Source organism: Sinorhizobium chiapasense, assembly GCF_036488675.1.
Lineage (GTDB): Bacteria > Pseudomonadota > Alphaproteobacteria > Rhizobiales > Rhizobiaceae > Sinorhizobium > Sinorhizobium chiapasense.
In genome coordinates, this window is the sequence record NZ_CP133148.1 from 1,467,954 (window position 1) to 1,491,375 (window position 23,422).

The 23,422-nt window shown below is 59.9% G+C and carries 18 protein-coding genes, 1 tRNA gene and 1 pseudogene; 14 read left to right on the top strand and 6 right to left on the bottom strand.

Going from position 1 to position 23,422, the window contains the following annotated elements; genetic code table 11:
- Positions 1-80: 80 nt before the first annotated feature.
- Positions 81-1,220 carry a bifunctional DNA primase/polymerase gene (locus RB548_RS07115; RefSeq protein WP_331374253.1) on the top strand — a complete coding sequence of 380 codons (1,140 nt, stop codon included), beginning with the start codon at positions 81-83 and terminating at the stop codon, positions 1,218-1,220.
- A 396-nt stretch (positions 1,221-1,616) separates the two neighbouring features.
- On the opposite strand, the gene RB548_RS07120 is transcribed toward RB548_RS07115, so the two are convergent.
- On the bottom strand, positions 1,617-1,892 hold the full coding sequence (locus tag RB548_RS07120; RefSeq protein WP_331374254.1) for a hypothetical protein: 276 nt from the start codon (positions 1,890-1,892) through the stop codon (positions 1,617-1,619).
- 558 nt (positions 1,893-2,450) lie between these two features.
- Here RB548_RS07120 and RB548_RS07125 point away from each other — a divergent pair.
- The 3 genes and pseudogenes from RB548_RS07125 (at position 2,451) to RB548_RS07135 (ending at position 6,856) form a co-directional block, all read left to right on the top strand.
- On the top strand, positions 2,451-4,118 hold the full coding sequence (locus RB548_RS07125; protein WP_331374255.1) for an arylsulfatase: 1,668 nt from the start codon (positions 2,451-2,453) through the stop codon (positions 4,116-4,118).
- Positions 4,119-4,170: 52 nt separating this feature from the next.
- Positions 4,171-4,358: pseudogene (locus RB548_RS07130) on the top strand (hypothetical protein); the annotation flags it as partial.
- A 200-nt stretch (positions 4,359-4,558) separates the two neighbouring features.
- A complete protein-coding gene (locus RB548_RS07135; RefSeq protein WP_408642401.1) occupies positions 4,559-6,856 on the top strand; it encodes a tetratricopeptide repeat protein in 2,298 nt (765 codons plus the stop codon).
- A gap of 1,154 nt (positions 6,857-8,010) precedes the next feature.
- Here RB548_RS07135 and RB548_RS07140 read toward each other — a convergent pair.
- Positions 8,011-8,086 (bottom strand) — tRNA-Lys (locus tag RB548_RS07140).
- Positions 8,087-8,388: 302 nt separating this feature from the next.
- On the opposite strand from RB548_RS07140, the gene RB548_RS07145 reads away from it, so the two are divergent.
- Together RB548_RS07145 and RB548_RS07150 are read left to right on the top strand one after the other, a co-directional pair.
- The gene (locus RB548_RS07145) at positions 8,389-9,135 is read left to right on the top strand and encodes a cytochrome c biogenesis CcdA family protein (protein WP_331374257.1); all 747 of its coding nucleotides are present in this window, start codon (positions 8,389-8,391) and stop codon (positions 9,133-9,135) included.
- A 27-nt stretch (positions 9,136-9,162) separates the two neighbouring features.
- Positions 9,163-10,125 (top strand): AEC family transporter, encoded by a 963-nt coding sequence (locus RB548_RS07150; RefSeq protein ID WP_331374258.1) that lies wholly within the window; start codon positions 9,163-9,165, stop codon positions 10,123-10,125.
- Here RB548_RS07150 and RB548_RS07155 read toward each other — a convergent pair.
- Complete coding sequence (locus RB548_RS07155) at positions 10,093-11,307, bottom strand: UbiH/UbiF family hydroxylase (RefSeq protein WP_331374259.1); 1,215 nt, start codon at positions 11,305-11,307, stop codon at positions 10,093-10,095. The genes RB548_RS07150 and RB548_RS07155 overlap by 33 nt on opposite strands.
- Before the next feature lie 383 nt (positions 11,308-11,690).
- Between RB548_RS07155 and pcsA the strand changes: the two genes are divergently transcribed.
- The 8 genes from pcsA to RB548_RS07195 all read left to right on the top strand — a co-directional run bounded on the left by pcsA (position 11,691) and on the right by RB548_RS07195 (position 20,580).
- On the top strand, positions 11,691-12,416 hold the full coding sequence (gene pcsA, locus RB548_RS07160; RefSeq protein ID WP_331374260.1) for a phosphatidylcholine synthase: 726 nt from the start codon (positions 11,691-11,693) through the stop codon (positions 12,414-12,416).
- Positions 12,417-12,425: 9 nt separating this feature from the next.
- Positions 12,426-13,403 (top strand): quinone oxidoreductase family protein, encoded by a 978-nt coding sequence (locus tag RB548_RS07165; RefSeq protein ID WP_331374261.1) that lies wholly within the window; start codon positions 12,426-12,428, stop codon positions 13,401-13,403.
- 49 nt (positions 13,404-13,452) lie between these two features.
- Positions 13,453-15,027, top strand: a complete 1,575-nt coding sequence (locus RB548_RS07170) for an ABC transporter ATP-binding protein (protein WP_331374262.1) — start codon at positions 13,453-13,455, stop codon at positions 15,025-15,027.
- The gene (locus tag RB548_RS07175; protein ID WP_331374263.1) at positions 15,017-16,111 is read left to right on the top strand and encodes an ABC transporter permease; all 1,095 of its coding nucleotides are present in this window, start codon (positions 15,017-15,019) and stop codon (positions 16,109-16,111) included. The genes RB548_RS07170 and RB548_RS07175 overlap by 11 nt, the downstream gene beginning before the upstream one ends.
- Complete coding sequence (locus tag RB548_RS07180) at positions 16,111-17,031, top strand: ABC transporter permease (protein ID WP_331374264.1); 921 nt, start codon at positions 16,111-16,113, stop codon at positions 17,029-17,031. Before RB548_RS07175 ends, RB548_RS07180 begins: the two co-directional genes overlap by 1 nt.
- 44 nt (positions 17,032-17,075) lie before the next feature.
- Positions 17,076-18,146: a BMP family ABC transporter substrate-binding protein gene (locus RB548_RS07185; protein WP_331374265.1), complete on the top strand. Its 1,071-nt coding sequence runs from the start codon at positions 17,076-17,078 to the stop codon at positions 18,144-18,146.
- Positions 18,147-18,439: 293 nt separating this feature from the next.
- On the top strand, positions 18,440-19,162 hold the full coding sequence (locus RB548_RS07190; RefSeq protein ID WP_331374908.1) for a FadR/GntR family transcriptional regulator: 723 nt from the start codon (positions 18,440-18,442) through the stop codon (positions 19,160-19,162).
- A gap of 125 nt (positions 19,163-19,287) precedes the next feature.
- A complete protein-coding gene (locus RB548_RS07195) occupies positions 19,288-20,580 on the top strand; it encodes a hemolysin family protein (protein WP_331374266.1) in 1,293 nt (430 codons plus the stop codon).
- A gap of 306 nt (positions 20,581-20,886) precedes the next feature.
- Here the strand turns inward: RB548_RS07195 and RB548_RS07200 are convergent, their stop codons facing one another.
- The 3 genes from RB548_RS07200 to trpC are packed head-to-tail and all read right to left on the bottom strand — an operon-like array spanning position 20,887 to position 23,407.
- Positions 20,887-22,098, bottom strand: coding sequence for a molybdopterin molybdotransferase MoeA (locus tag RB548_RS07200; protein WP_331374267.1), 1,212 nt, complete (start codon positions 22,096-22,098; stop codon positions 20,887-20,889).
- Complete coding sequence (gene moaC, locus RB548_RS07205) at positions 22,098-22,592, bottom strand: cyclic pyranopterin monophosphate synthase MoaC (RefSeq protein WP_331374268.1); 495 nt, start codon at positions 22,590-22,592, stop codon at positions 22,098-22,100. Before moaC ends, RB548_RS07200 begins: the two co-directional genes overlap by 1 nt.
- Positions 22,592-23,407 carry an indole-3-glycerol phosphate synthase TrpC gene (trpC, locus tag RB548_RS07210; RefSeq protein WP_331374269.1) on the bottom strand — a complete coding sequence of 272 codons (816 nt, stop codon included), beginning with the start codon at positions 23,405-23,407 and terminating at the stop codon, positions 22,592-22,594. Before trpC ends, moaC begins: the two co-directional genes overlap by 1 nt.
- Positions 23,408-23,422: the final 15 nt, after the last annotated feature.

Consider the following 23,422-nt stretch of genomic DNA (forward strand, 5'->3'; position numbering starts at 1 on the left):
GCTAAGTGCTTGAGTGCGTTAGCATTGTGTCCCGGTAACTGCAATAGAATTCAGGTCATTCTTGTTGCTGGAGGGTGCCGATGAACAGGCTCTCCCGCACAATTGAACAAAAGGTTTCCGCTCGGGTTCCGGTGGAGGAAATGGAGCGGTTGTTCTCGTTAGGGTATCATCTCATTCCCTGCGGAGGCGAAGACGGCAAGAAGCCGCTTCGCAGCGGTTGGAACGCTCCGAAATCCAGACGGATGCCGCTAGAGACCGTATTCAAGATCATGCGGAAGCATGACTCCTGTACCTATGGCGTCCGCTTGGACGGGTTGGCCGTTGTCGATTGCGACACCTGGGACGATGGAACGCGGGAATATGTTTCGAAGCGCTTTCCCGAGCCGAACGCTAGAGTTTGGACTTCGCGCGGTGCTCATCTTTATTTTGGCGCCGGTCAGGCGATGCCCACAAATCTGAGAACTGCTGAAATGAGCATCGACTTCAAGGCAGGTCACAATCATTTCGTTATCGGCCCCGGCTCCGTTCGCCCGGATGGGCGGACATACGATCCTGACGGACACCCGTTGCCGCCAATTCGGGAGCTGACGCGTTTTCGTGTCATCAATGCCGTTGGCGACACGCCGACTTCCGCGCTGCCCAATGTTGCCAACGTGGTGCCGACGCAGGCCTTTACTCGCCAACTGATCAAGATAGGCGACCGCAACGCCGCGCTACTCAAACATGCCGTTTCGCTCGGGCACGCCAGCGTTTCGTTAATCGAACTGGTCAAGGACGTGACACTATGGGCCAGCATCCATTGCGATAACCCGCAAACGGTAACCGTTGCTGAAATTAAGAAGGCTTGTTCTTCCGTTTGGCGAATGCGCCAAAGCGGCAAGCTTTATGCAAGCCGCCAATCTGAGTTCCGGATGCCGCGCGCGGCCTTCGATTTGATCAATGCCGGGGCCGGCTCGGGTGCCGGCAATTGCCTGCTGCTCTATAGCTATCTTGTGCAAAGCCACGGCCATACGGCCGCCAAGCCATTTGCCGTGGTTTCCGAGGCAATCGCCAGATCGAAAAGGGTTGCCCTGTCGAAGAGTACCATCGATCGCTGCAAACAGACCCTGCGCGACCTGGGTCTGATAAGGCTCTTGCGTAAAGGCAAGCACATGGAGCCCGATCTTTACATGCTGACGCCCGTATCCCAGATCGGAAATCCCATTCCCACCGCCCAATGAGAAAGAGGAGAGGGGGAGAAAGAGGAGAGGGGGAGGAAGAAGAGAGGGTGTCTATTTATATTGATCCCACCGATGGGAGCTTGGTTGTCGGGCGGTGGGGTAAAATCTAAAGTCGTATGAGATTCGCAGGCTTCTGGTTTTTACTGATTGCGGAGGCCCTTACCCATTTTAAAAACCGGTCCGCTCGGGCCATCGTGATTGGAACGGCATGTACGATAACGCATTCTGGTCGTTGCAATGAATGATGCAGGCCGGCGGTCGTTATGTAACCGAACCTCCGGCTGCTTCAGCGACCCTTGTGCGCTGGACGCACGCGGCAGACCGATGAACAGGGAGATCGGGCGGTCGGCGCGTTCGATCTCACCGTCTGCGCGGCAGTAGTCAGCCGGGGAGCGCTCATTTGATTTGCTTCACCTTCGCAGCCTGATCGGGAACCAGATGCACCTTGTAGGTCGCGTTCTCGCATAGCAGGACGTAGACCGGCTCGTCAGGGCGTGATTCTGCCGCCACAGGTTCCGCCGAGGTCGGATTTATGCAAGCATATCCCTGGCTGCGGATCTGAGCCGCAATGACGGTTATGTCGGCGTTCTCTTGCGCCTCGGTTGCGCTGACGATGCTCACGCACGCAGATACTGCGAGCGCCGCCGACAGGGCTCGGTAGACGAGCATCATCGAAGAACTCTCCTCTTAACCTCGGCCTCCAATCCCAGATTCGTATCATTCACTGCCTCAGCAATCAACGATCGGGGCCGGAACCTCTTTGACTGTTCGCCTTGGCAGAAACGGCGCGTCGTCGGCCAGATTGTTTCGCAGGGCGCTGCCGTGCGGCGTCTGACCTTCAATCTGGAAGCGAAGCCAGTTTTGTGCGATACTCTTACGAGAGGGTGTAAGCCAACAAAAGCGATTGCGATAGCATCTCCCTGTGGGGTCAAAGGCGAGGTTGAGAGCGAGGCCTGGGCTCCCATACCCGACAATCGCACGGATGTCCCAATGCGGCTGGTCACGGTGGCTGTTTCAGGAATTAGCCGCGAGCGCGCATTCCCACGATTCCTTGCGTCATACCAATGCGTTAGCAGACGGGAGGTCGAATGAGTGGAACAACGTATCTCTTTATTCTGACTTAATTAGTCTCAGCGATCCAAAGCCAGGTGAAATGCCAGACAATGCGGAGGAATACCGTTCGTCTCGGAGACTCTGGTCATTTTCTTGGCCCCATTGAGGGAGGGAAAGATGACGCGAAGAGCCGGCATCTGCAATCTCATTGCATTTACATGTGCAGCAGCTCTTTGGGGAGGGGGCGCGCAGGCTCAATCCCAAGAGTCGCGAAAACCCAACATCCTGTTCATCGTATCTGACGACACCGGGTATGGTGACCTTGGCCCCTACGGGGGCGGCGAGGGGCGCGGCATGCCGACGCCCAGCATCGATAAGTTGGCAAATGAAGGAATGACCTTCTTTTCGTTTTATGCGCAACCGAGTTGCACTCCTGGTCGTGCGGCTATGCAGACAGGGCGTATCCCCAACCGCAGCGGCATGACCACGGTTGCCTTCCAAGGCCAGGGGGGCGGGCTGCCAGCGGCGGAATGGACGCTTGCGTCAGTCTTGAAGCGTGGCGGCTATCACACCTACTTCACCGGCAAGTGGCATTTGGGCGAAGCCGACTACGCGCTGCCGAATGCGCAGGGCTATGACGAGATGAAGTACGCCGGGCTCTATCATCTCAATGCCTACACCTATGGAGATCCGACCTGGTTCCCGGATATGGATCCGGAACTAAGGGCGATGTTCCAAAAGGTCACCAAAGGAGCGCTCTCTGGCAAAGCCGGCGGGCCGGTGACCGAGGACTTCAAAGTGAACGGTCAATATGTCGACACTCCCGTGATCGACGGAAAGCCAGGTGTTGTTGGCGTTCCCTTCTTCGACAGCTATGTCGAGAAGGCGGCGATCGAATTCCTCGATGAAGCGGCAAAAACTCCAGATGAGCCGTTCTTCATCAATGTGAACTTCATGAAGGTTCACCAGCCAAATATGCCGGCTCCTGAATTCGAGCACAAATCGCTATCGAAGTCGAAATTCGCCGACTCGATAGTGGAACTCGACACACGCATCGGCCGGATCATGGACAAGCTGCGTGAAACCGGCATGGATCGGAACACCCTTGTCTTCTACACGACCGACAACGGGGCCTGGCAGGACGTCTATCCGGATGCCGGCTACACGCCCTTCCGTGGCTCAAAAGGTACGCTTCGCGAGGGTGGCAATCGGGTTCCGGCAATCGCGGTGTGGCCCGGCAAGATCAAGCCTAATGCAAAGAACCATGAAATTCTGGGCGGGCTCGACCTAATGGCGACTTTCGCCTCTGTCGCTGGCGTGCCACTTCCCGACAAGGATCGCGAGGACAAGCCGATCATCTTTGACAGCTATGACATGACGCCAGTTTTGCTGGGGTCTGGGAAATCACCGCGCAAAACGTGGTTCTACTTCACCGAGAACGAACTGTCTCCCGGTGCAGTCCGCGTAGGCAATTACAAATTTGTCTTCAATCTGCGCGGTGACGACGGTCGCGCCACGGGTGGCTTGGCGGTTGACTCCAATTTGGGCTGGAAGGGGCCGGAGAGCTACGTTGCCACTGTTCCGCAGGTGTTTGATCTCTGGCAGGACCCGCAGGAACGCTACGATATCTTTATGAACAACTTCACCGAACGCACGTGGATGGGTGTCGTCATGGGCGAGGAGATCAAGAAGATCATGGCGACATACGTCGAGTACCCCCCAAGGAAATCTCAAAGCCTGACGTATAACGGCCCCATCACGCTATCGGACTACGAGAAGTTTGAATGGGCACGAGAGCAACTGGCGAAAGAAGGCATTCGCATTCCCATACCGACAGGGAATTAACCATGGCAGGAGTGGCCCGATCGTGAGTGAGGGCCGCTTTGCTCTAGGTCACGCTGCGCGCGGCGGCTTCGGTGGTGTCGCAATGGCCGGCGGCGCCGGCTTTCATGCGCCGGTCTGGCATGGCGGCTGGTACGCCCATCCCGCGTCTATTACGGCGCGGGCATCGCCACCGGCGCTGTGATTGGCGCGGCGACTGCCTCGGCCGCTCGGCCGTATTACCCCTATCCTCCGTGTTATTAGGGCCCGTTAACACTACAGGATGAGATGAACGAGGCGAGATGTAGCAAGGCTCTTAAGGTCCACGTCGAGCTTTTCGAAACGCGGGAAGATGCGTTTGTTGCCCTTGAGCTTGCGGATGAGCCGTTGCGGCGCTTCAATGGATGAACAGTCACCGACATGAAATTTGGATGGAAAGAGATATTCGCTCTGTATAGATCGGGTTGCATCCGGGCGGAGGTGTGACGGTGATCAGAGCATGGTCCACGAACGTAAGAGATGCGCTCGTCGCCTTTCTTCTCCCCTTTGCCACCCTTGCCACGACAGTGGCCGCGGAGACCCGCTCGGTGTGGCCCGATCCGCTGGTCGCTCCTCACGTCGGGTTCGCTGACGAGACGATTTGCGCTTCCTGTCACGCTGAGCAGACAGCCGCGTTTGCAAGGTCCGACCATGCCAAGGCAATGGCCGTCGCCGATGAAACAACGGTGCGCGCCAGCTTCGACGACACCCGGTTCGAGCACGATGGCGTCGAGACCCGCTTTTTCAAGCGAGACAACCGCTTCTTCGTCCGCACCGAGGGATCCGACGGCGCGCTTTCCGATTTCGAGGTCAAATACACTTTTGGATACCACCCGTTGCAACAATACTTGGTCGATATCGGTGGCGGCCGGTTGCAGGCGCTGGACATCGCCTGGGATGCCGCAAAGGAAGAGTGGATCTGGCTCGGCAAGGGCAGCGCTCCCAAGCCCGGATCGACCTACCATTGGACCGGACCATTCTATCGTTGGAACCGCACCTGCATCGACTGTCATTCCACCGATGCGCGCAACAATTTCCAGCCAGAGACAGGCAAATACAAATCGACCTATGTAGCGACCAGCGTCGGGTGCCAGTCCTGTCATGGCGGCGGTGCCCGCCATGTGAATTGGGCGCAAAACCCGTCGATGGGCTCGGCAGCGCAGTCCGGAGCTGTCATGCCAAAGGGTGATGCGGGTACCTGCTACGCCTGCCACTCGCGACGCATCAAGCTTCTCGACGGTTTTGGGCCTGGAAAGGCCTATCTTGATTACTTCTCGCCAGCCCTGATGCGACAGGACCTGTATTTCCCCGACGGCCAGATCCTGGACGAGGTGTTTGAATACGGCTCCTTCCAGCAGAGCAAGATGGCCAGAGCGGGCGTGGTCTGCGTCGACTGCCACGATGCCCATGCTGGCACGGTGCGTGCGGAGGCAAACGCCCTGTGCACGCAATGCCACGCCGAGCCGGGATCGCGGCGATTTGCCGGCTACGACCCAACGGGTGCGTTCGACACGATTGCCCATACGCGTCATCCAACGGGATCGGAGGGCGCGCAGTGCGTGAATTGCCACATGCCGCAACGAACCTACATGAAAGTCGATCCACGTCGGGACCATTCCTTCGTCGTTCCTCGCCCCGACCTCTCGGAAAGGTACGGCATTCCAAACGCATGCACCTCGTGCCACGAAGGCAAGACTAACAGCTGGGCGGCCGCGCAGATGGACGCGTGGTATGGCAAGACGTGGCGCGATCGTCCGACGGTGGCCCATGCGTTCGCGTCCGCAGCCAAGGGCGATCGATCATCGGTCGAAGCCCTGCGGAACTTCCTGGCGGACCGGAAACAGTCGGGGTTCGTCAGAGCCAGCGCGGTTGCCGAGATTGCGCGGGTCGCTGGATCGGCGTCAGCCCCTGACGTCAAGGCGGCCGCGACAGACCATGATGCACTCGTCAGGTTGGGGGCTGCCGAGGCCGCGACCAACCTGCCGCCGGACTTTCGGCTCGACGCAATCGGCGTCCTGCTCGAGGACCAAGCTCGGGCGGTACGTGTGGCGGCTGCCACCGCGCTCGCCGGAACGCAGTTGGAACTGCTCGGAAACGAGCGGCGTGCCTTCGGCAAAGCCGCCGACGATCTGAAGGCTTACGCCGAAGCGAATGCCGACGTCGCTGAGGTGCAAGGCAGGTACGGACTGTTCCTGTCTGGGCAGGGGCGCGTTGATGAAGCCGAAAAGGTCCTTCTGCAGGCTATCGTGCTCGATCCGACGCTTGCAGGTTCCCACGTCAACCTTGCAGAACATTATCGCCTCGCCGGCCAGAATGACAAATCAGAACGTGCATATGCCGCGGCAGTCAGGAGCCTGCCCGACAACGCCGATCTGCGGTACGGGCACGGGCTGGCACTCGTTCGCACGAAGGTAATGACCGAAGCGATCGAAGAACTCGAAGCAGCTCTTCGCCTTGAGCCCAGCGACGCTCGGTATCGAACGACACTTGCACTTGCCCTCGATGCGGTAGGTCGGACGGAGGAGGCGTACGCACTGCTGGACAAAATCATCGTCGATCGGACGGAAGACCCCGACCTCATGGGCACCGCGATCGGATTGGCGTTGAAGCTCGGACGCCACGGCGAAGCTCTGACGATCACAGAGCGGCTCGCAAGGCTGCAACCGGACAACTCGAAAGTGGCTGCGCTCTTAGCGCGACTCCGCAATGCTTTGGGGAAGTAAAGCGATACGTCTCAGGCGCGAGGTCTGCTTTGGCCGACACCAGATATCCACGAGCGACCGCAACGGGTCGAAACCGGTATTTCGGCTCCGGTACCAAGCGTCAGATTTTTCACACTAGAGGTTTCGACGTTAGGTCTTTAGGTTACGGATAACAATGCGCTCACCTTTGCAGAGAATACATTGGCCACGTTCCCGCTCAAAATCGCTAGTTGTTCCAAGAGCACCGGTAATCTGGGCTGAATGCGCATGAGAATTGAATTTCATTGCAAGGCAAATGCACTTGTCGCACACAGCATTCGGGAAATGGGATGTAATGAAATCGTTTACCCGTTGAGCAACCAGCATAAATCCTAAACCTCAACTTTATTTGTTGCGGCAACCTTCTCGAAAGATCCCTTATTTAGCGACTTCATGCTAAAGTTGCCACAAGATTTCGGCAAAATCTGAGGTGGACGTGGGCGGCGTGGGATCGGGAAATCAATGGCGATGGAGTTCGCGTGCAACATGCGAAGCCAGCTTACGTATCGATATCCGCTACATGCGCGAACAGGGGATGTTGCGACCCGGCTCGCAAGGAACACTGTCCTGGTCCCGTGGCGGTGAACAGACCGGATGGATAGGATACAAGGTTCACGCGGAAACTCTGGAACTCGATTACAGAACGAGGCCGGCGGGTGGCGACTGGGTGCCGGTAAACGAACATATTTGGTTTGAGCGCTTAGAACAGCCGTTCGGGGGCTCGCGCCTATTCCTGAGTTGCCCACGCTGTCAGCGGCGTTGTCTGGTGGTTTATGGCGGTTGTCACTTCCGGTGCCGTAAGTGCTCGGGCCTAGCCTATGCTTCGCAAAACGAGGACGCATCCGGTCGTGCAATGTCCAAAGCGCAAAAGATACGAAAGAAACTTGGATGCGATGGCGGGTTTGACGATCCGTTTCCACCGAAGCCAAAGGGCATGCACTGGGCGACCTACGATCGAATGGAACGGGAATGCTCTGCTTATGAGGATAGAATCGCTGTCGAGCTGACAGGAATGATATTGCGGATGGGTAGATCATTGTAGCGAAAGCCAGCACCAAACTTTTGCAAGTTGCTTACTATGTGCTTGCTATGTGAAAATCAGCCAGCGGAAACGTCCGATAAGTGCTTGATTTTTATGGTGAGCGCGCAGGGATTCGAACCCTGGACCTACTGATTAAAAGTCAGTTGCTCTACCGACTGAGCTACGCGCTCCCGCGCCGCGGCCGCGAAGCCCGGCGGAAGTGGGCGGACATATGCACGCGAGCCCGGCTGCGGTCAACCTAAAAAATGCAGTTGCACATGCTTATGCATCAGGAGCAAAGCGATCGCAAATCGAGAATGCGGCCGATTCGCATATATGGCGTGGCTGCACGCCGCGGAGCCTGCTTCCATTGATCAGCTTTCCGGTCAGAGGCCGGACGCGTGCGGCAAAATGATCGCCAAAAGGTGATTGGTTTCACTGTATACGTATACGTATAGAAAGGGCGATATGCCGAGTGCCGGAGTTCTAGCCGTTGTCGATTGCCGATATTTCCATCTGGACCGCCATCCTTGCAGGCGCTCTGTCCTTTCTTTCGCCCTGCGTGCTGCCACTTGTCCCACCCTACCTCTGCTATATGGCCGGGGTCTCCGTTGACCAGTTTCGCGGTGGTGACGCCGTCGCGATTGCCAGCACCCGGCGCGCCGTGCTGCCCGCAGCATTGTTCTTCACGCTCGGATTTGCGACTGTCTTCGTGGCGCTTGGGGCGGGCGCCTCGTCGGTCGGCTTGCTGTTGCGGCAGTATATCGATCTGCTGTCGCGCATCGGCGGCATCATCATCATCGTCATGGGGTTGCATTTCCTCGGCGTCTTCCGCATCGGACTGCTTGCCCGCGAGGCGCGCTTTCAGGGCGGCGGCAAGCCCGCGACATTGTCCGGCGCCTATATCATGGGCCTGGCCTTCGCCTTCGGCTGGACACCCTGCATCGGTCCTGTTCTCGGTACCATTCTCGGGGTCGCTGCGGCGCGCGACACCGTAAGCGACGGGGCACTGCTATTGGCGATCTATTCGCTCGGCCTTGCCGTACCGTTCTGGATCGCGGCCGGTTTTTCCGGGGCGTTCATGCAGTTTCTCTCACGCTTCAAACGCCATCTCGGTCTCGTTGAAAAACTGATGGGCGCACTGCTCGTCGCCGCCGGGCTTGCTTTCCTTTTCGGCTTCATCAGCGCGGTGGCGATCTGGTTCCAGCAGACCTTCCCTGTCCTATCGCAAATCGGGTAAGCACGGGCACGGACAGGGGGAGGGGACATGACGGAAATTGCAGGCCTCGTGCTGCCGTTTTTCGGGCTGATCTTTCTCGGCTATCTCACTGCACGCCTTGTCGATCATCCCGGCGAAGCGATGGGCTGGCTGAACACGTTCATCGTCTACCTGGCCTTGCCGGCGCTCTTCTTCAAGCTGGTCTCGCGCACACCTGTCGAAGAGCTGACGCGCGCAGACTTTATCCTGACCAGTGTCGGGACGACCTATGTCGTCTTTGCCCTGATCTTCTCGGTCGGCCTGCTTCTGCGCCGGAACACCGTCGCGGAGGCGACGATCCAGGGATTTGCCGCGGCCTATGGCAACATCGGATACATGGGACCGGGGCTGGCGCTGCTTGCGCTCGGTGAGGCCGCGGCCGTTCCCGTCGCGCTGATCTTCTGCTTCGAGAATGCGGCGCACTTTACCGTTGCGCCGGCAATGATGGCGGCTACGGGTGGTCGTAAGGAGCCGCCCGTGGTTCTCGCGCTCGGCATTATGCGGAGGATCGCGCTGCATCCCTTCATTCTGTCGACATTGGCCGGTGTCGTCGCGGCGTTCCTTGCAATACAGCCTGCAGTGCCCTTTCAGCGGCTGATCGATTATCTGGCGCAGGCGGCCGCTCCTTGCGCGCTGTTTGCCATGGGCGTTACGCTTGCGCTGCGGCCGATCAAGCGGATCCCCGTCGAACTCGGCTACATCGTACCGGTGAAGCTCGTCCTTCACCCGGTGATGATGTATGTCGCGCTCAGCCTCGGCGGTGGCTATGATCCTATCTGGGTGCAGACGGCTGTGCTACTCGCATCGCTGCCGACGGCAACGAACGTCTTCGTAATCGCCCACCAGTATCACGTCTGGCAGGAGCGCGCCTCGGCGACAATCCTCATTACGACGCTGCTTTCGGTCGCGACCGTAACCGGCCTGCTTTTTCTGATCCGGTCAGGCGCTCTTCCGGCTGATGTTTTCCCGTAGAGCCTCCTTAAGCGCGTGAATGGCGCTGCCCGGATGAATGCCTTCGCGCATCAGCAGCCCACGAAGCGGACCGGCGGACGAGAGCAAGTGCAAGCCGACTGCACGCAGCGCCTGAACCGGAAGGAATCCCGACAGCAGAGAGCGATTGAGAAGATCGACGCTCGCGGTTCTGGTGACGATATCGACCCGCCTGCGGCTGTCGAACCGATCGCCGGTGTCCGCCGGCAGCCTGTCGCCGGTCGAAGATCCGACGAGTTCGACGAGCGTCATGACATCGCGCAGACTTAAGTTGAGGCCCTGGGCGCCGATCGGCGGGAAGGCATGGGCCGCCTCTCCGACCAGCATGGTGCGCCCCTTGCCGAAGCGGCGGGCCGTCATGCCCGAGAGCGGGAAGGACTGCGGGATGCCTTCTGCGGTAACCTTGCCGAGTATCGATTGCAGCCGATCCTCGATCGTCCGCGAAAGCACATCCGGTGCAAGCTTCAGCGTCTCTTCCGCATCGCGCGGCTTCTGCACCCAGACGAGGCTCGAGCGGTTGCCGGGAAGCGGAACCTGCGTGAACGGGCCAGCTTCGGTGTGGAACTCGGTCGACACGTCCTGGTGCGGAAGCTCATGGCCGAAATTCAGCACGACAGCCGTCTGCGGATAGGACCATGTGTGCACGGAAATCCCCGCCGCCTCGCGCACGGCCGAACGCCGGCCATCGGCACCGATGATCAGGTCGGCGGTGATCGTTCGCCCGTCGCCGAGGCCGATCCGGACTTCCTCCTCCTCCTCGAGGTCGAAGGCCGTTGCCGCCACCGTTATTCGGTCGAGCGTCGGCAGCCTGGCTTCATGCTTCTCGAGAATTTCGAGGAAGGGCGCGTTCGGAATATTGTAGCCGAAGGCGTCCAATCCAACTTCCGATGCCCTGAAGTTGACCGGCGGCGCACGCAGCAGACGCTTAGTGCCGTCGATGATATGAATGGCGACGAGCGGCGCCGTCAGCGGCACGGTCTCATCCCATAGATCGAGCTTCTTGAGATATTCGATCGACTGGTCCATGAGGGCGGTGGTGCGTCCGTCCGCGATCGCGGGCTTCGGCCCGACCAGCGCGACTCGGTGGCCGTTTCGCGCCAGCGCGATTGCGGCGAGCGAGCCTGCAAGGCCCGCCCCGATAATGACGATGTCATAGTGATCCATAGCCGACAGGGGCCTCTTCCCGTGCGCATCCCTGCGCATTCTCTTACTGCATGATTCCTTAAATCGGAATCGATTAAGGACAAAATCATGCAGCAATTCAAAGTGCTACAGCGACCTTTGCGCGTCCGATTGGACGCGCGGCGCTGTAAAGTCTCGGTAGTCGTTTCTACTCGTACAGCTCATTGAAATAAATGGGCAGAATCAACGCGGAGGCAAGCACCGCGTGTCCACAAGACAATTCCATCGCGATGCTTTTACAATTGAATTTTGCTGGCGATGCATTGCAAACGGTGCATATTACGGCCAAAGCGCCGCCGATGCGGTCAAAGTGTGGCTTCGGTCGCGCAAAAGGCGGGGAATGTAGGGGATAGGCGGCGTCGCCCATGAAGTTCTTTAATTACAGAAGAGTGCCTTACGCCGAGATAAGGGCCTTCTCCGTACACATTCTGACGGCCTCCGGTTCGTTCCTCGCCTTCCTCGGGGTCGTGGCCGCGGCTGAACATCGCTTCGTCGATATGTTCTGGTGGCTCGGGCTGGCGCTGCTTGTCGACGGCATCGACGGGCCGATCGCGCGCAAGGTTCAGGTCAAGGAAGTGCTACCCAACTGGTCGGGCGACACGCTAGACAACGTCATCGACTACGTAACCTACGTCTTGCTGCCCGCATTCGCGCTCTATCAAAGCGGCATGATCGGCGAACCGTGGTCATTCGTGGCCGCGGGCGCCATCGTCGTTTCAAGCGCCATCTATTATGCCGACATGGGAATGAAGACGGACGAGTATTTCTTTTCCGGTTTTCCGGTCGTCTGGAACATGATCGTTTTCACGCTCTTCGTCATCCAGGCGAGCGAAGTGACGGCGTCGATCGTCGTTTTCCTTTCCGTCGTGCTGACGTTCCTGCCGATCAATTTTCTCCATCCCGTGCGCGTCGAAAGGCTAAGGCCGCTCAATCTCGGCGTTTTCCTGGCCTGGTCCGCGCTCGGCATGTATGCTCTGCTTCTGCATTTCGAGACACCCGATTGGGTGGCCATTGGCGTGGTGGCGACCGGACTCTATCTCTACGTCATCGGTTTTGTTCTGCAGATATTTCCCAATCTCGGCCGCGCGTAGGAGTTGACCATGGCACAGGCGATCGTTGTTCGCGAACTCGGTGGACCTGAGGTCCTGAAGCTGGAAGGCGTAACGCTTTCGGCGCCCGGGCCTGGCGAAGTCCAGATCCGGCAAGTGGCGGTCGGCCTCAATTTCATCGACGTCTATTTCCGAACCGGCCTCTATAAGTCGGCGACCGGCTTGCCTTTCATTCCGGGCAAGGAGGGAGCGGGCATCGTCACCGCCGTCGGCGACGGGGTGAGCCTATTCTCGATCGGCGACCGGGTTGCCTACGCGTCGGCGGATGGCGCCTATGCAAGCGAACGCAATGTCGAGGCATCGCAATTAGTGAAGGTCCCCGACGGGATCAGCCTGGAAACGGCCGCTGCAATGATGCTCAAGGGCATGACGGCCCAGTATCTGCTCAACCAGACGTTCAAGGTTGGCCCGGAGACGACATTGCTCTTCCATGCGGCAGCCGGTGGTGTCGGCCTGATCGCCGGGCAATGGGCGAAGGCGCTGGGCGCGACCGTGATCGGCACGGCCGGCTCGCAGGAGAAGATCGAGCTGGCGCTCGCGCACGGTTATGACCATGTCATCAACTATCGGACGGACAATTTCGTCTCGCGCGTCAAAGAGCTGACCGGCGGCCGTGGCGTCGATGTCGTCTACGATTCGGTCGGCCGCGATACCTACCCGGCGTCGCTCGACTGCCTGAAACCACGCGGGCTCTGGGTCAGCTTCGGCAATTCGTCCGGGCCGGTGGAGGCGTTCAACATCGGTATCCTGGCGCAGAAGGGCTCGCTCTTTGCAACACGCCCGACGCTCTTCGCCTATGTCGCAACGCGACCGGCATTGGAGGCATGCGCAAATTCCCTGTTTGATGTTGTGCAAAGCAACAAAGTGCGTATCAATATCAATCAGACCTATCCGCTCGCCGAAGCCGGCCGAGCACATACGGATCTGGAAACAAGAAAAACGAGTGGAACGACGTTGTTGATTCCATGACCGAAACCTGAAGGTGGGCGGGGATCAATAGAGGGGAAAAGAGGGCAGCGTGCCTGGTAAGGGACAAATTGCGAGCGGTCCGTTGTTGACCGTGAGCAACCTGACGAAATTGTTCGGCTCGTTCGCAGCCTGCAACGCGATCAATCTGCAGATAGAGCCGGGAGAAATCCACGCCCTGCTTGGCGAGAACGGGGCGGGCAAGTCGACCCTGGTGAAAATGCTGTTCGGGGTGCTCGCGCCCACGGCCGGCGACATCACGTGGCAGGGTGAACCGGTCCGTATCGGCAGCCCCGGTGACGCGCGCAAGCTCGGCATCGGCATGGTTTTCCAGCATTTTTCCTTGTTCGAGGCGCTGACCGTCGCCGAGAATATCGCGCTTTCGATGGATCGGAACGTCTCGCTTGCCCGCGTTGCCGACGAGGCGTCGCGGCTTTCGCGTGCCTATGGCTTGCCTCTCGACCCGAAGGCGCATGTCGCGGACCTTTCCGTCGGCGAGCGCCAGCGGATTGAGATCGTGCGTGCGCTTTTGCAGAATCCGCGGCTGATCATTCTCGACGAGCCGACCTCGGTGCTGACGCCGCAGGAGGCCGACCGCCTCTTCGAGACACTGCAGAAGCTTAAAGCGGAAGGCCGCTCGGTCCTCTATATCAGCCATCGTCTCGAGGAGGTTCAACGCATCTGCGACCGCGCGACGGTTCTAAGACACGGCAAGGTGACGGGCGCTTGTGATCCCCGCGCCGAAACTCCGGCCTCGTTGGCGCGGATGATGGTCGGAAGCGATGTCGCGCCGGTAACCCCGGAAGGCACGAACACCAAGGGTGACGTGCAACTGGAGGCGCGCGATCTTTCGGTCGCAGCGCGCACGCCATTCGCGGTTTCGCTGAAGAACGTCTCTCTCAAGGTTCGGGCGGGAGAAGTGCTGGCGATTGCCGGCGTGGCCGGCAATGGCCAGAGCGAGCTTTTCGACGCCTTGTCGGGCGAATATCCGGTCGCGGATGACAACGCAGTGCTGATAAGGCAGAGACCCGTCGGAACAAGGAATATCAACGCGCGGCGTCTGATGGGCGCCGGCTTCGTTCCCGAGGAACGGCATGGACACGCGGCGGTCGCAGCGCTTTCCCTGTCGGACAATCTGGTCCTGGCACGCAATCAATCCGACAAGCGGGCGTTTCTCGGTGGTGGGTTCCTGAGGGTCATTCGTCAGAGTGCGGTGAAGGCCGCGACGCGGCGGATTTCCGAGGCGATGGATGTTCGTAAGAGCGGTGAGGACCCTCCGGCGGGTTCGCTCTCGGGCGGCAACCTGCAGAAGTTCATTGTCGGCCGCGAACTCGATCGCCAGCCGTCCGTACTGGTGGTGAACCAACCGACCTGGGGCGTCGATGCGGGGGCGGCAAGCCGCATTCGCCAAGCTCTGGTCGACCTCGCCAAAACAGGTTCCGCCGTGCTCGTCATCAGCCAGGACCTGGACGAAATATTCGAGGTGGCGACCGAGATCGCCGTCATCAGCGAAGGGCGTCTTTCCGATCCCTATCCGGCACGGGAACTGTCACGTGAGAAAATCGGTCTGTTGATGGGGGGCATGCACGCCAAGACGGAAGGTGCGGGAGCGGCACATGCGCATTGAACTCGAAAAGCGCGCGAAGGTCTCGGCGCTGTTCTCAATTCTTTCGCCGTTTATCGCTTTCGCGCTGACCATCTTCTTCGGCGGCATCATGTTCGCGCTGCTCGGCAAAAATCCGGTGACCGCGCTCTACAGCTTCTTCGTCGAGCCGTTGAGCGAAGTCTGGTCGCTGCACGAACTGGCGATCAAGGCTGCGCCGCTGATCCTGATCGGTGTCGGCCTCTCCGTCTGCTTCCGTTCCAACAACTGGAACATCGGTGCCGAAGGCCAGTTCATCATGGGGGCGATCGCCGGCTCGATCCTGCCCGTCGTCTTTTACGACTGGCAATCGCCGCTGACGCTGCCGATGATGATGCTGCTCGGCATGCTTGGCGGTGCTCTCTTTGCGGCCATACCTGCCTTCCTCAAGGCACATATGAACACCAACGAGATCCTGACGAGCCTCATGCTGGTCTATGTCGCCCAGCTCTTCCTTGACTGGCTCGTACGCGGTCCCTGGCGCAATCCCCAGGGCATGAACTTTCCGGAAACCCGCATCTTCACCGCCGATGCGATCCTTCCTGAAATGCTCGCTTCCGGGCGCACGCATTGGGGCTTCGCCTTCGCGATCATTGCCGCGATCCTCGTCTGGTTCATGATGCGTTACACTCTCAGGGGTTTCGAGATTACCGTGCTTGGTCAATCCGAGCGGGCAGGGCGTTTTGCTGGCTTCTCGTCTCGCAAGATGATCTGGTTTTCGCTGCTGTTCTCCGGTGCGCTGGCGGGCCTTGCCGGAATCGCGGAAGTCAGCGGCGCCATCCAGCAATTGCGGCCGGTGATATCGCCCGGCTACGGCTTCACGGCAATCATCGTCGCCTTCCTCGGTCGCCTCAATCCGCTCGGCATCATCGCCGCTGGTCTCGTCCTGGCTTTGACTTATCTCGGCGGCGAGGCAGCGCAGCTTTCGATCGGCGTGTCGGACAAGGTCACGCGTGTGTTCCAGGGGTTGTTGCTGTTCTTCGTGCTGTCCTGCGATACGCTCATTCACTATCGCATAAGGCTCGTGTGGGAGAGGTTAGCCGCGATAAAGACGGATGGAAACCGCTGATGGGCATCGTTGAAGCAATCCTTTTGAGCGTCATCACAGCCGCGACGCCGCTCGTCCTCGCGGCCATCGGCGAACTTGTCGCCGAGCGATCAGGCGTCCTCAATCTCGGCGTCGAGGGCATGATGATCATGGGTGCCGTCAGTGCCTTTGCCGCAACGCAACTCACCGGCTCGCCCTATGTCGGCCTGCTTGCCGGCATCGCTTGCGGGGCGCTGTTTTCGCTCCTCTTTGCCTTTCTTACGCTGACGCTTGTCGCCAATCAGGTGGCGACCGGCCTGGCATTGACGCTCCTGGGGCTCGGCGTGTCTGGCATGCTCGGCGAGAGTTTCCTCGGGATGCAGGGGATCAAGCTGCAACCGATCACCATTCCGCTGCTCTCGCAGATTCCGTTTCTTGGGCCGCTCCTGTTCCGCCAGGATGCGATTTTCTATCTGTCGATCGCGGTGGTTGCCGGCGTACACTGGTTCCTGTTCAGGAGCCGTGTGGGCCTGAAGTTGCGCGCCGTCGGAGACAGTCACGCCTCCGCGCATGCGCTCGGCGTCGATGTCATCAAAACGCGCTATCTGGCGGTCTTGTTTGGCGGTGCCTGTGCCGGTCTCGGCGGCGCGCAGCTGTCACTCGTCTATACGCCGCAATGGGTAGAGAACATGTCTGCGGGGCGCGGCTGGATCGCGCTTGCGCTGGTGGTCTTCGCGTCCTGGCGCCCCTGGCGTGTCGTCGCCGGCGGATATCTCTTCGGGGCGGTTTCGATCAGCCAGCTTCATGCTCAGGCTTTCGGCATAGGCATTCCCTCGCAATTCCTTTCTTCTCTTCCCTATGTTGCGACAATTGTCGTACTGATCCTTATCTCACACAACCGGCGCATGACCCTGATCAACACGCCGGCATCGCTCGGCAAACCGTTTGTGCCGGACCGATGAACAACGACGACCCAGACGGACGTACTCAACCGACAGAGGTAAAAATGAAAAAACTACTACTCGCCCTCGCAACAACAACTGCCGTGCTCGGCTTTACGTCCGCGGCAAGTGCCCAGGAAAAGGCGAAAATCTGCTTCGTCTATGTTGGCTCCAAGACCGACGGCGGCTGGACCCAGGCGCATGACCTTGGCCGCCAGCAGCTAGAGAAGGAACTGGGCGACAAGATCGAGACGCAGTTTCTCGAAAACGTGCCGGAAGGTCCTGACGCTGAGCGCGCGATCGAGCGGCTGGCGCGGTCGGGCTGCGGGCTGATCTTCACCACATCGTTCGGCTTCATGGATGCGACGGTCAAGATTGCGCAAAAGTTCCCGGACGTGAAGTTCGAACACGCAACCGGCTACAAGACCGCCCCGAACGTCGCGACATACAACAGCCGTTTCTACGAAGGCCGTTACATCCAGGGCCAGATCGCAGCGAAGCTTTCGCAGAAGGGCGTCGCCGGCTACATCGCTTCGTTCCCGATCCCGGAAGTCGTGATGGGCATCAACTCCTTCGTGATCGGCGCCCGCTCGGTCAATCCGGACTTCAAGATCAAGGTCGTGTGGGCGAACACCTGGTTTGACCCCGGCAAAGAGGCCGACGCCGCCAAGGCGCTGGTCGACCAGGGTGTCGATATCCTGACGCAGCACACCGATACGACCGCGCCGATGCAGGTCGCGGCCGAGCGCGGCATCAAGGCATTCGGCCAGGCATCCGACATGATCGCCGCCGGCCCGCAAACGCAGTTGACCGCTATCGTGGATACTTGGGGCGCTTACTATGTGAAGCGTACGCAGGACTTCCTCGACGGAAAGTGGGAAACGAAGTCGAGCTGGGACGGCTTGAAAGACGGCATCCTGACCATGGCGCCCTATACCAATATGCCGGACGACGTGAAGGCGATGGCCGAGGCGACCGAGGCCAAGATCAAGTCGGGCGAACTGAAGCCGTTCACCGGTCCGCTCAACAAGCAGGACGGCAGCGCCTGGCTGAAGGCTGGCGAAAGCTCGGACGACGCGACACTGCTCGGCATGAACTTCTACGTCGAAGGCGTCGACGACAAGTTGCCGCAATAAGCCGACCTGACACGCTCCAGGCGGTAACGTCACTGAGTTTCCAGAGCCGGCAAACCCCGCGTCGCCACGCGGGGTTTGCCAATTTTCGGAGGGCGATGTCCGGTGCGACAAACCGACCTTCGCCGTGGTGTCGGACCGGCTTTGAGGAATCGCTTATTCGAACTAGAGTTGAATTACTTTCGCGCCGGGGATGAAGATGGCGGTGAACGCCACCCATCGATTGACCAGTGCGCGGCCTCCGCGGAGGTATTCTTGGGAGGGGAAACGGGTTGAGCAAGAGCCTGTTTGAAACAATGATATCCGGTGCACCGAAGCGCACGAGCCATGCGCAAGTGGTGGACCAGCTCGGAAAAGCGATCGTCTCAGGGGAATTCCCGGTTGGCAGCATCCTGCCCGGCGATCCGGAGCTGGCGGCTCGCTTCAGGGTTTCAAGGACCGTCCTGCGCGAAGCGATGAAAACCTTGGCGGCCAAGGGGCTTGTGGTACCGCGCGCGCGCATCGGCACGCGCGTGAGGCCGAGAAATGACTGGAACCTCTTCGACAGCGACATCCTGACCTGGCATTTCGTATCGGGCGTCGATGACGAGTTCCTCTATCACTTGAGCGAGGTGCGGCTTGCGTTCGAGCCGCATGCCGCGGCGCTGGCGGCGCGAAACGCGACCGACGCGGAGATCGCTGGCATGATGCGCCTTGCCGTTGCCCTGGGTGACGCGAAGCATACCGCGGAAAGCCTCGCCGTTGCCGACCTCAAGTTCCACCTTTCCGTTCTGGACGCTTCGGGGAACCCCTTCCTGCGAACGGTCGGCAGCTTGATCGAGGCAGCACTTGTCGGCGTATTCAAGTTGAGCTCGCCCACGGCCGAAAAAAGCGGCATCGACGAGGTTGCCCGCAATCACATTCGAATCGTCGAGGAAATCGGAAGAAGGGACGAGGCGGGCGCGCGTTCGGCAATGGAGCATGTCATCCGGGTCGGGCGCGATCGCGTTCGACAGGCGCTGCATGCGGACACCGCATGAGAGGCGGCGCCTGCCGTCGCTCGCCATGAAATTGTAGCGTGACCTTGCCCGATCTCCGTGCGTAGCCTATCTGGGAGATGGTCGTTCCGTGCGGGGCGGCCCTGCACAACGGCGACCTGGAGACCATGTCCGAGATTTTTGTAATTTTCGTTTTGCTTTTGATCAACGCTTTCTTTGCGCTCTCGGAAATGGCAATCGTCTCGGCAAGCAAACCGCTGCTTCGCCAAATGGTCAAACAGGGAAATCGACGGGCGGAGGCCGCACTGAAGCTGGCCGAGGATCCCGGCAAGTTCCTGTCGACGGTGCAGGTCGGCATAACCCTTGTCGGCATCCTGGCGGGTGCCTACGGCGGTGCAACGATCGCTGCCAAGATAGCTCCGTTCTTCGATGGAGTGGCCTGGATCAAGCCCTTTGGCCACACGGTCTCCGTCGGCCTTGTGGTGACACTCATCACCTTCCTTTCGGTCGTCATCGGCGAACTCATCCCGAAACAGCTCGCGCTCAGGAACTCCGAGGCGCTTGCGATGTTCGTGGCGAGGCCGATGACGGTGCTCTCCCGCATCGTGGCACCCGTCGTCTATCTTTTCGAGACGTCGGCCGCGGTTGTCATGCGCCTGTTCGGTATGCGCCCGGACGATCCGGACCACGTGACGGAAGAGGAAGTTCAGGCGATCATGGCGGAGGGCGTGGAAAGCGGAGCAATCGAAAAGACGGAACATGAAATGCTCCGCCGGATCATTCGGCTTGGTGATCGCAACGTAAAGTCAATCATGACACACCGCACGGAGATGCGCTTCATCGACGTCAATGACGACCTTGAAGTGATCCGACGCAAGGTTCGCGAGTTCGGCCACTCCCGCTACCCCGTCGTCGATGGTCCCACAGGCGATGTTCTTGGCGCGATTCTGGCCAAGGAAGTTCTGAACATTCCCGCATCGGCGTCCTTCAACCTACGTGGCCACCTCCGCGAAATCCTGACGCTGCCGGAGACGGCCTCGTGCCTGAAGGCGCTCGATGCCTTCAAGACATCGAGCATTGACATGGCAATGATCGTCGACGAGTACGGCAGCACGGAGGGCATCATCACGACGGCTGACATCCTGGAGGCGATCGTCGGGGTGCTGCCGTCGAACTACGACGATATCGAGCACGCGCACATCCGGATGCGCGAGGACGGCAGCTATTTTGTCGATGGACGCACGCCGATCGACGAGATTCACCTGGCAATCGGCATCGAAGGCATCGACGCGGACGGCAATTTCGAAACGATCGCGGGTTTTCTCGTTCAGCAGCTGCGCAAGACGCCGGAGGAAGGCGACATCGCCGAGGCCCATGGCTATCGCTTCGAGGTGGTCGACATGGACGGACGTCGGATCGATAAGATTCTCGTCTCCCGTTATGTCGACGACGCAGCCTGATGCGCAGCACATAGCCAAAAAAGCAAAAGGCCGGGCAATACCCGACCTTTCCTCAAGCTGTCTTGGCGTCTGCTAGTCCATCCGTAGTCAGCCGCCGGGACAGATGACTGAGTGATTTCTTTCCTATACGCATTCCATGTCTGCCGTATGACAAGGCGGCGCAAATCTACCGCACATTTCCTTAAATCGTAGCGGATTTAAGGATAAAACATGTGGCATTTCAAAGTGTTACAGGTTCCTTTGCGCGTCTGGCACGACCCGCGGCGCTTTTACGGGGAGTGCGACAATGGGGGTTGGTGAGGGTGTTCAGCGCAGCCGCAGGACGTTGCATGGATCGCCGCTCGAAGCGGCCGTGGCATGCGGTGCGCGCACGATGAGCCCGTCGGATTGCGCGAAGATGTTCATCATCGAGGAATCCTGGCGCGCGAACGGATGGGCGACGAGCGAGCCGTCTGGCTCGACTGTCAGTCGCGCGCGGATATAGTCCTGGCGACGGTCGTTGGCCGGCAACGGGGTCGCAAGGCGCGCCGTCGTCGTGCGCGAACGAGGCGGCAGGTGCGCCAGATGCCGCGTCAGCGGCTCCAGAAAGAGCAATGCGCACACAAGGCTCGAGACAGGATTGCCCGGTAACCCGAGGACGGTCATGCCGGAGAGCTCGCCCACCATCAGCGGCTTGCCCGGGCGCATGGCGATGCGCCAGAAATCCAGCACCATGCCGCGCGACAGAAGAGTCGATTGAACAAGGTCATGATCGCCGACGGAGGCTCCGCCGAGCGTCACCAGCACGTCCGCTCCGGCTGCCTGAGCCTTTTCGACAGCGGCCGAAATTGCCGCCTCGTCGTCCGGCACGATGCCAAGATCAAGGACTTCGCCGCCGCTCTCGCGTGCAATGGCGGCCACGCCATAGGTATTCGATGCGATGATCTGGTCCGCACCGGGGACGCTTCCGGGTGGCAATAGCTCGTCCCCGGTGGCGATGATAGCAATCCTCGGTTTTTTGAACACCGGCAGGCGTTCGTGACTCATCGCCGCGGCGAGCGTCAGTCGCCCGGCGTCGAGCACGCTACCGGCGACCAGCGCAATGTCGCCCTCGACGAAATCCTGTCCCGCAAGGCGGATATGACGACCCTTTGCCGGGGCGAACAACGTGCGGATTTTCCCGCCCGAAAGCTTTTCAGTGTCCTCCTGGATGATGACGGTGTCTGCACCGGCGGGCAGGGGGGCGCCGGTGAAGATGCGAACGGCTTCACCGGCACGAACTCCTCCCCGAAATCCATGCCCCGCAGCCGACTGGCCGATCACGACAAGCTGCGCGCCAATGTTGACAATGTCCTCGTGGCGAACCGCATAGCCGTCCATCGCGGAATTGTCGAATGCGGGATGCGTGACGCGCGCCGCGATATCCTCGGCCAGCACGCGGCCGAAGCATTCGTGCAGAGCGAGCCTTTCTGTCCACCGGTGCGGGCGAGCCTTGTCAATTACCCTGGCGAGCGCATCCTCAACCGAAAGCAGCGACATCAGCGGTTATCTCCTTGGCGCCGGTAATCGCCGGAACGCCCACCCGATTTGCTGACCAGCCGTACGCCGCCGATCTCCATTTCGCGATCCGCAGCCTTCGCCATGTCGTATATCGTCAGACAGGCGATGCTGACGGCGGTCAGGGCCTCCATTTCGACGCCCGTCCGCCCCGTTAGCTTTGCCATCGCCTCGACTCGGAGCCCCGGAAGGGCGTCATCCGGCACGATGTCCACCGAGACCTTCGTCAGCATCAGCGGATGGCAGAGCGGAATGAGATTGGATGTCTGCTTCGCGGCCAGGATCCCGGCAAGCCGTGCGGTTCCGATCACATCGCCTTTCTTGGCGTTGCCCTCACGGATCAGGGCGAGTGTTTCCGGGCGCATTCGCACATAGCCTTCGGCGACGGCGACGCGTACGGTCTCGGTCTTGTCGCCGACATCGACCATGTTCGCTTCGCCGGCGCTGTCGATGTGGGTGAGGGATGGACCGCTCATTACTCTGCCGCCAATACGCTTCCGGAGCCTGTCAGCAGTGCCCGCGTCGCCGCCTCGACGTCATCCTTTCTCATCAGGCTCTCGCCGACAAGGAAGGTGGTTATGCTGCTCCGTTCCAATCGCCGGCAATCCTCGTGGGTGAAGATGCCGCTTTCACCGACGAGAAGTCGATCTGGTGGAACCATTGCCGCCAGCTGTTCGGACACGGCGAGGTCGACTTCGAATGTCCTGAGATTGCGATTGTTGATGCCAACAAGCGGGGAGGTCAACGCCAGCGCGCGTTCCATTTCCCGGGCGTCATGCACTTCGATTAAGACGTCCATGCCGAGCGCAAGGGCGGAGTCCTCTAGGCGGCGTGCATCGTCGTCGCTCAAGGACGCCATGATCAACAGGATGCAGTCAGCCCCCCAGGCTCGTGCTTCGAACACCTGGTAGGCATCGAACATGAAGTCCTTGCGCAACGCCGGCAGTTCACAGGCAGCCCGCGCTGCCGTCAGGAACTCCGGCGCGCCCTGAAAGCTCGGCTTGTCCGTCAAGACCGATAGGCAAGCCGCGCCGCCGGCCGCATAAGCCTTGGCAAGCGCCGGGGGATCGAAGTCGGGACGGATCAGTCCTTTCGAAGGACTTGCCTTCTTGATCTCGGCGATCAGGCCGAATTCGCCTTTCTTGCGGCGCGAGCCGAGGGCGGTGTGGAAGCCCCGCGGCGGCGATTGATCAGCGATCCGCGCCTTCAACTCCTCAAGCGGAACGCTCGATTTCGCTGAGGCGATCTCGTCGCGCTTGTAGGCTTCGATTTTGCGCAGGATATCCGTCATGGGGCCACCTTCTTC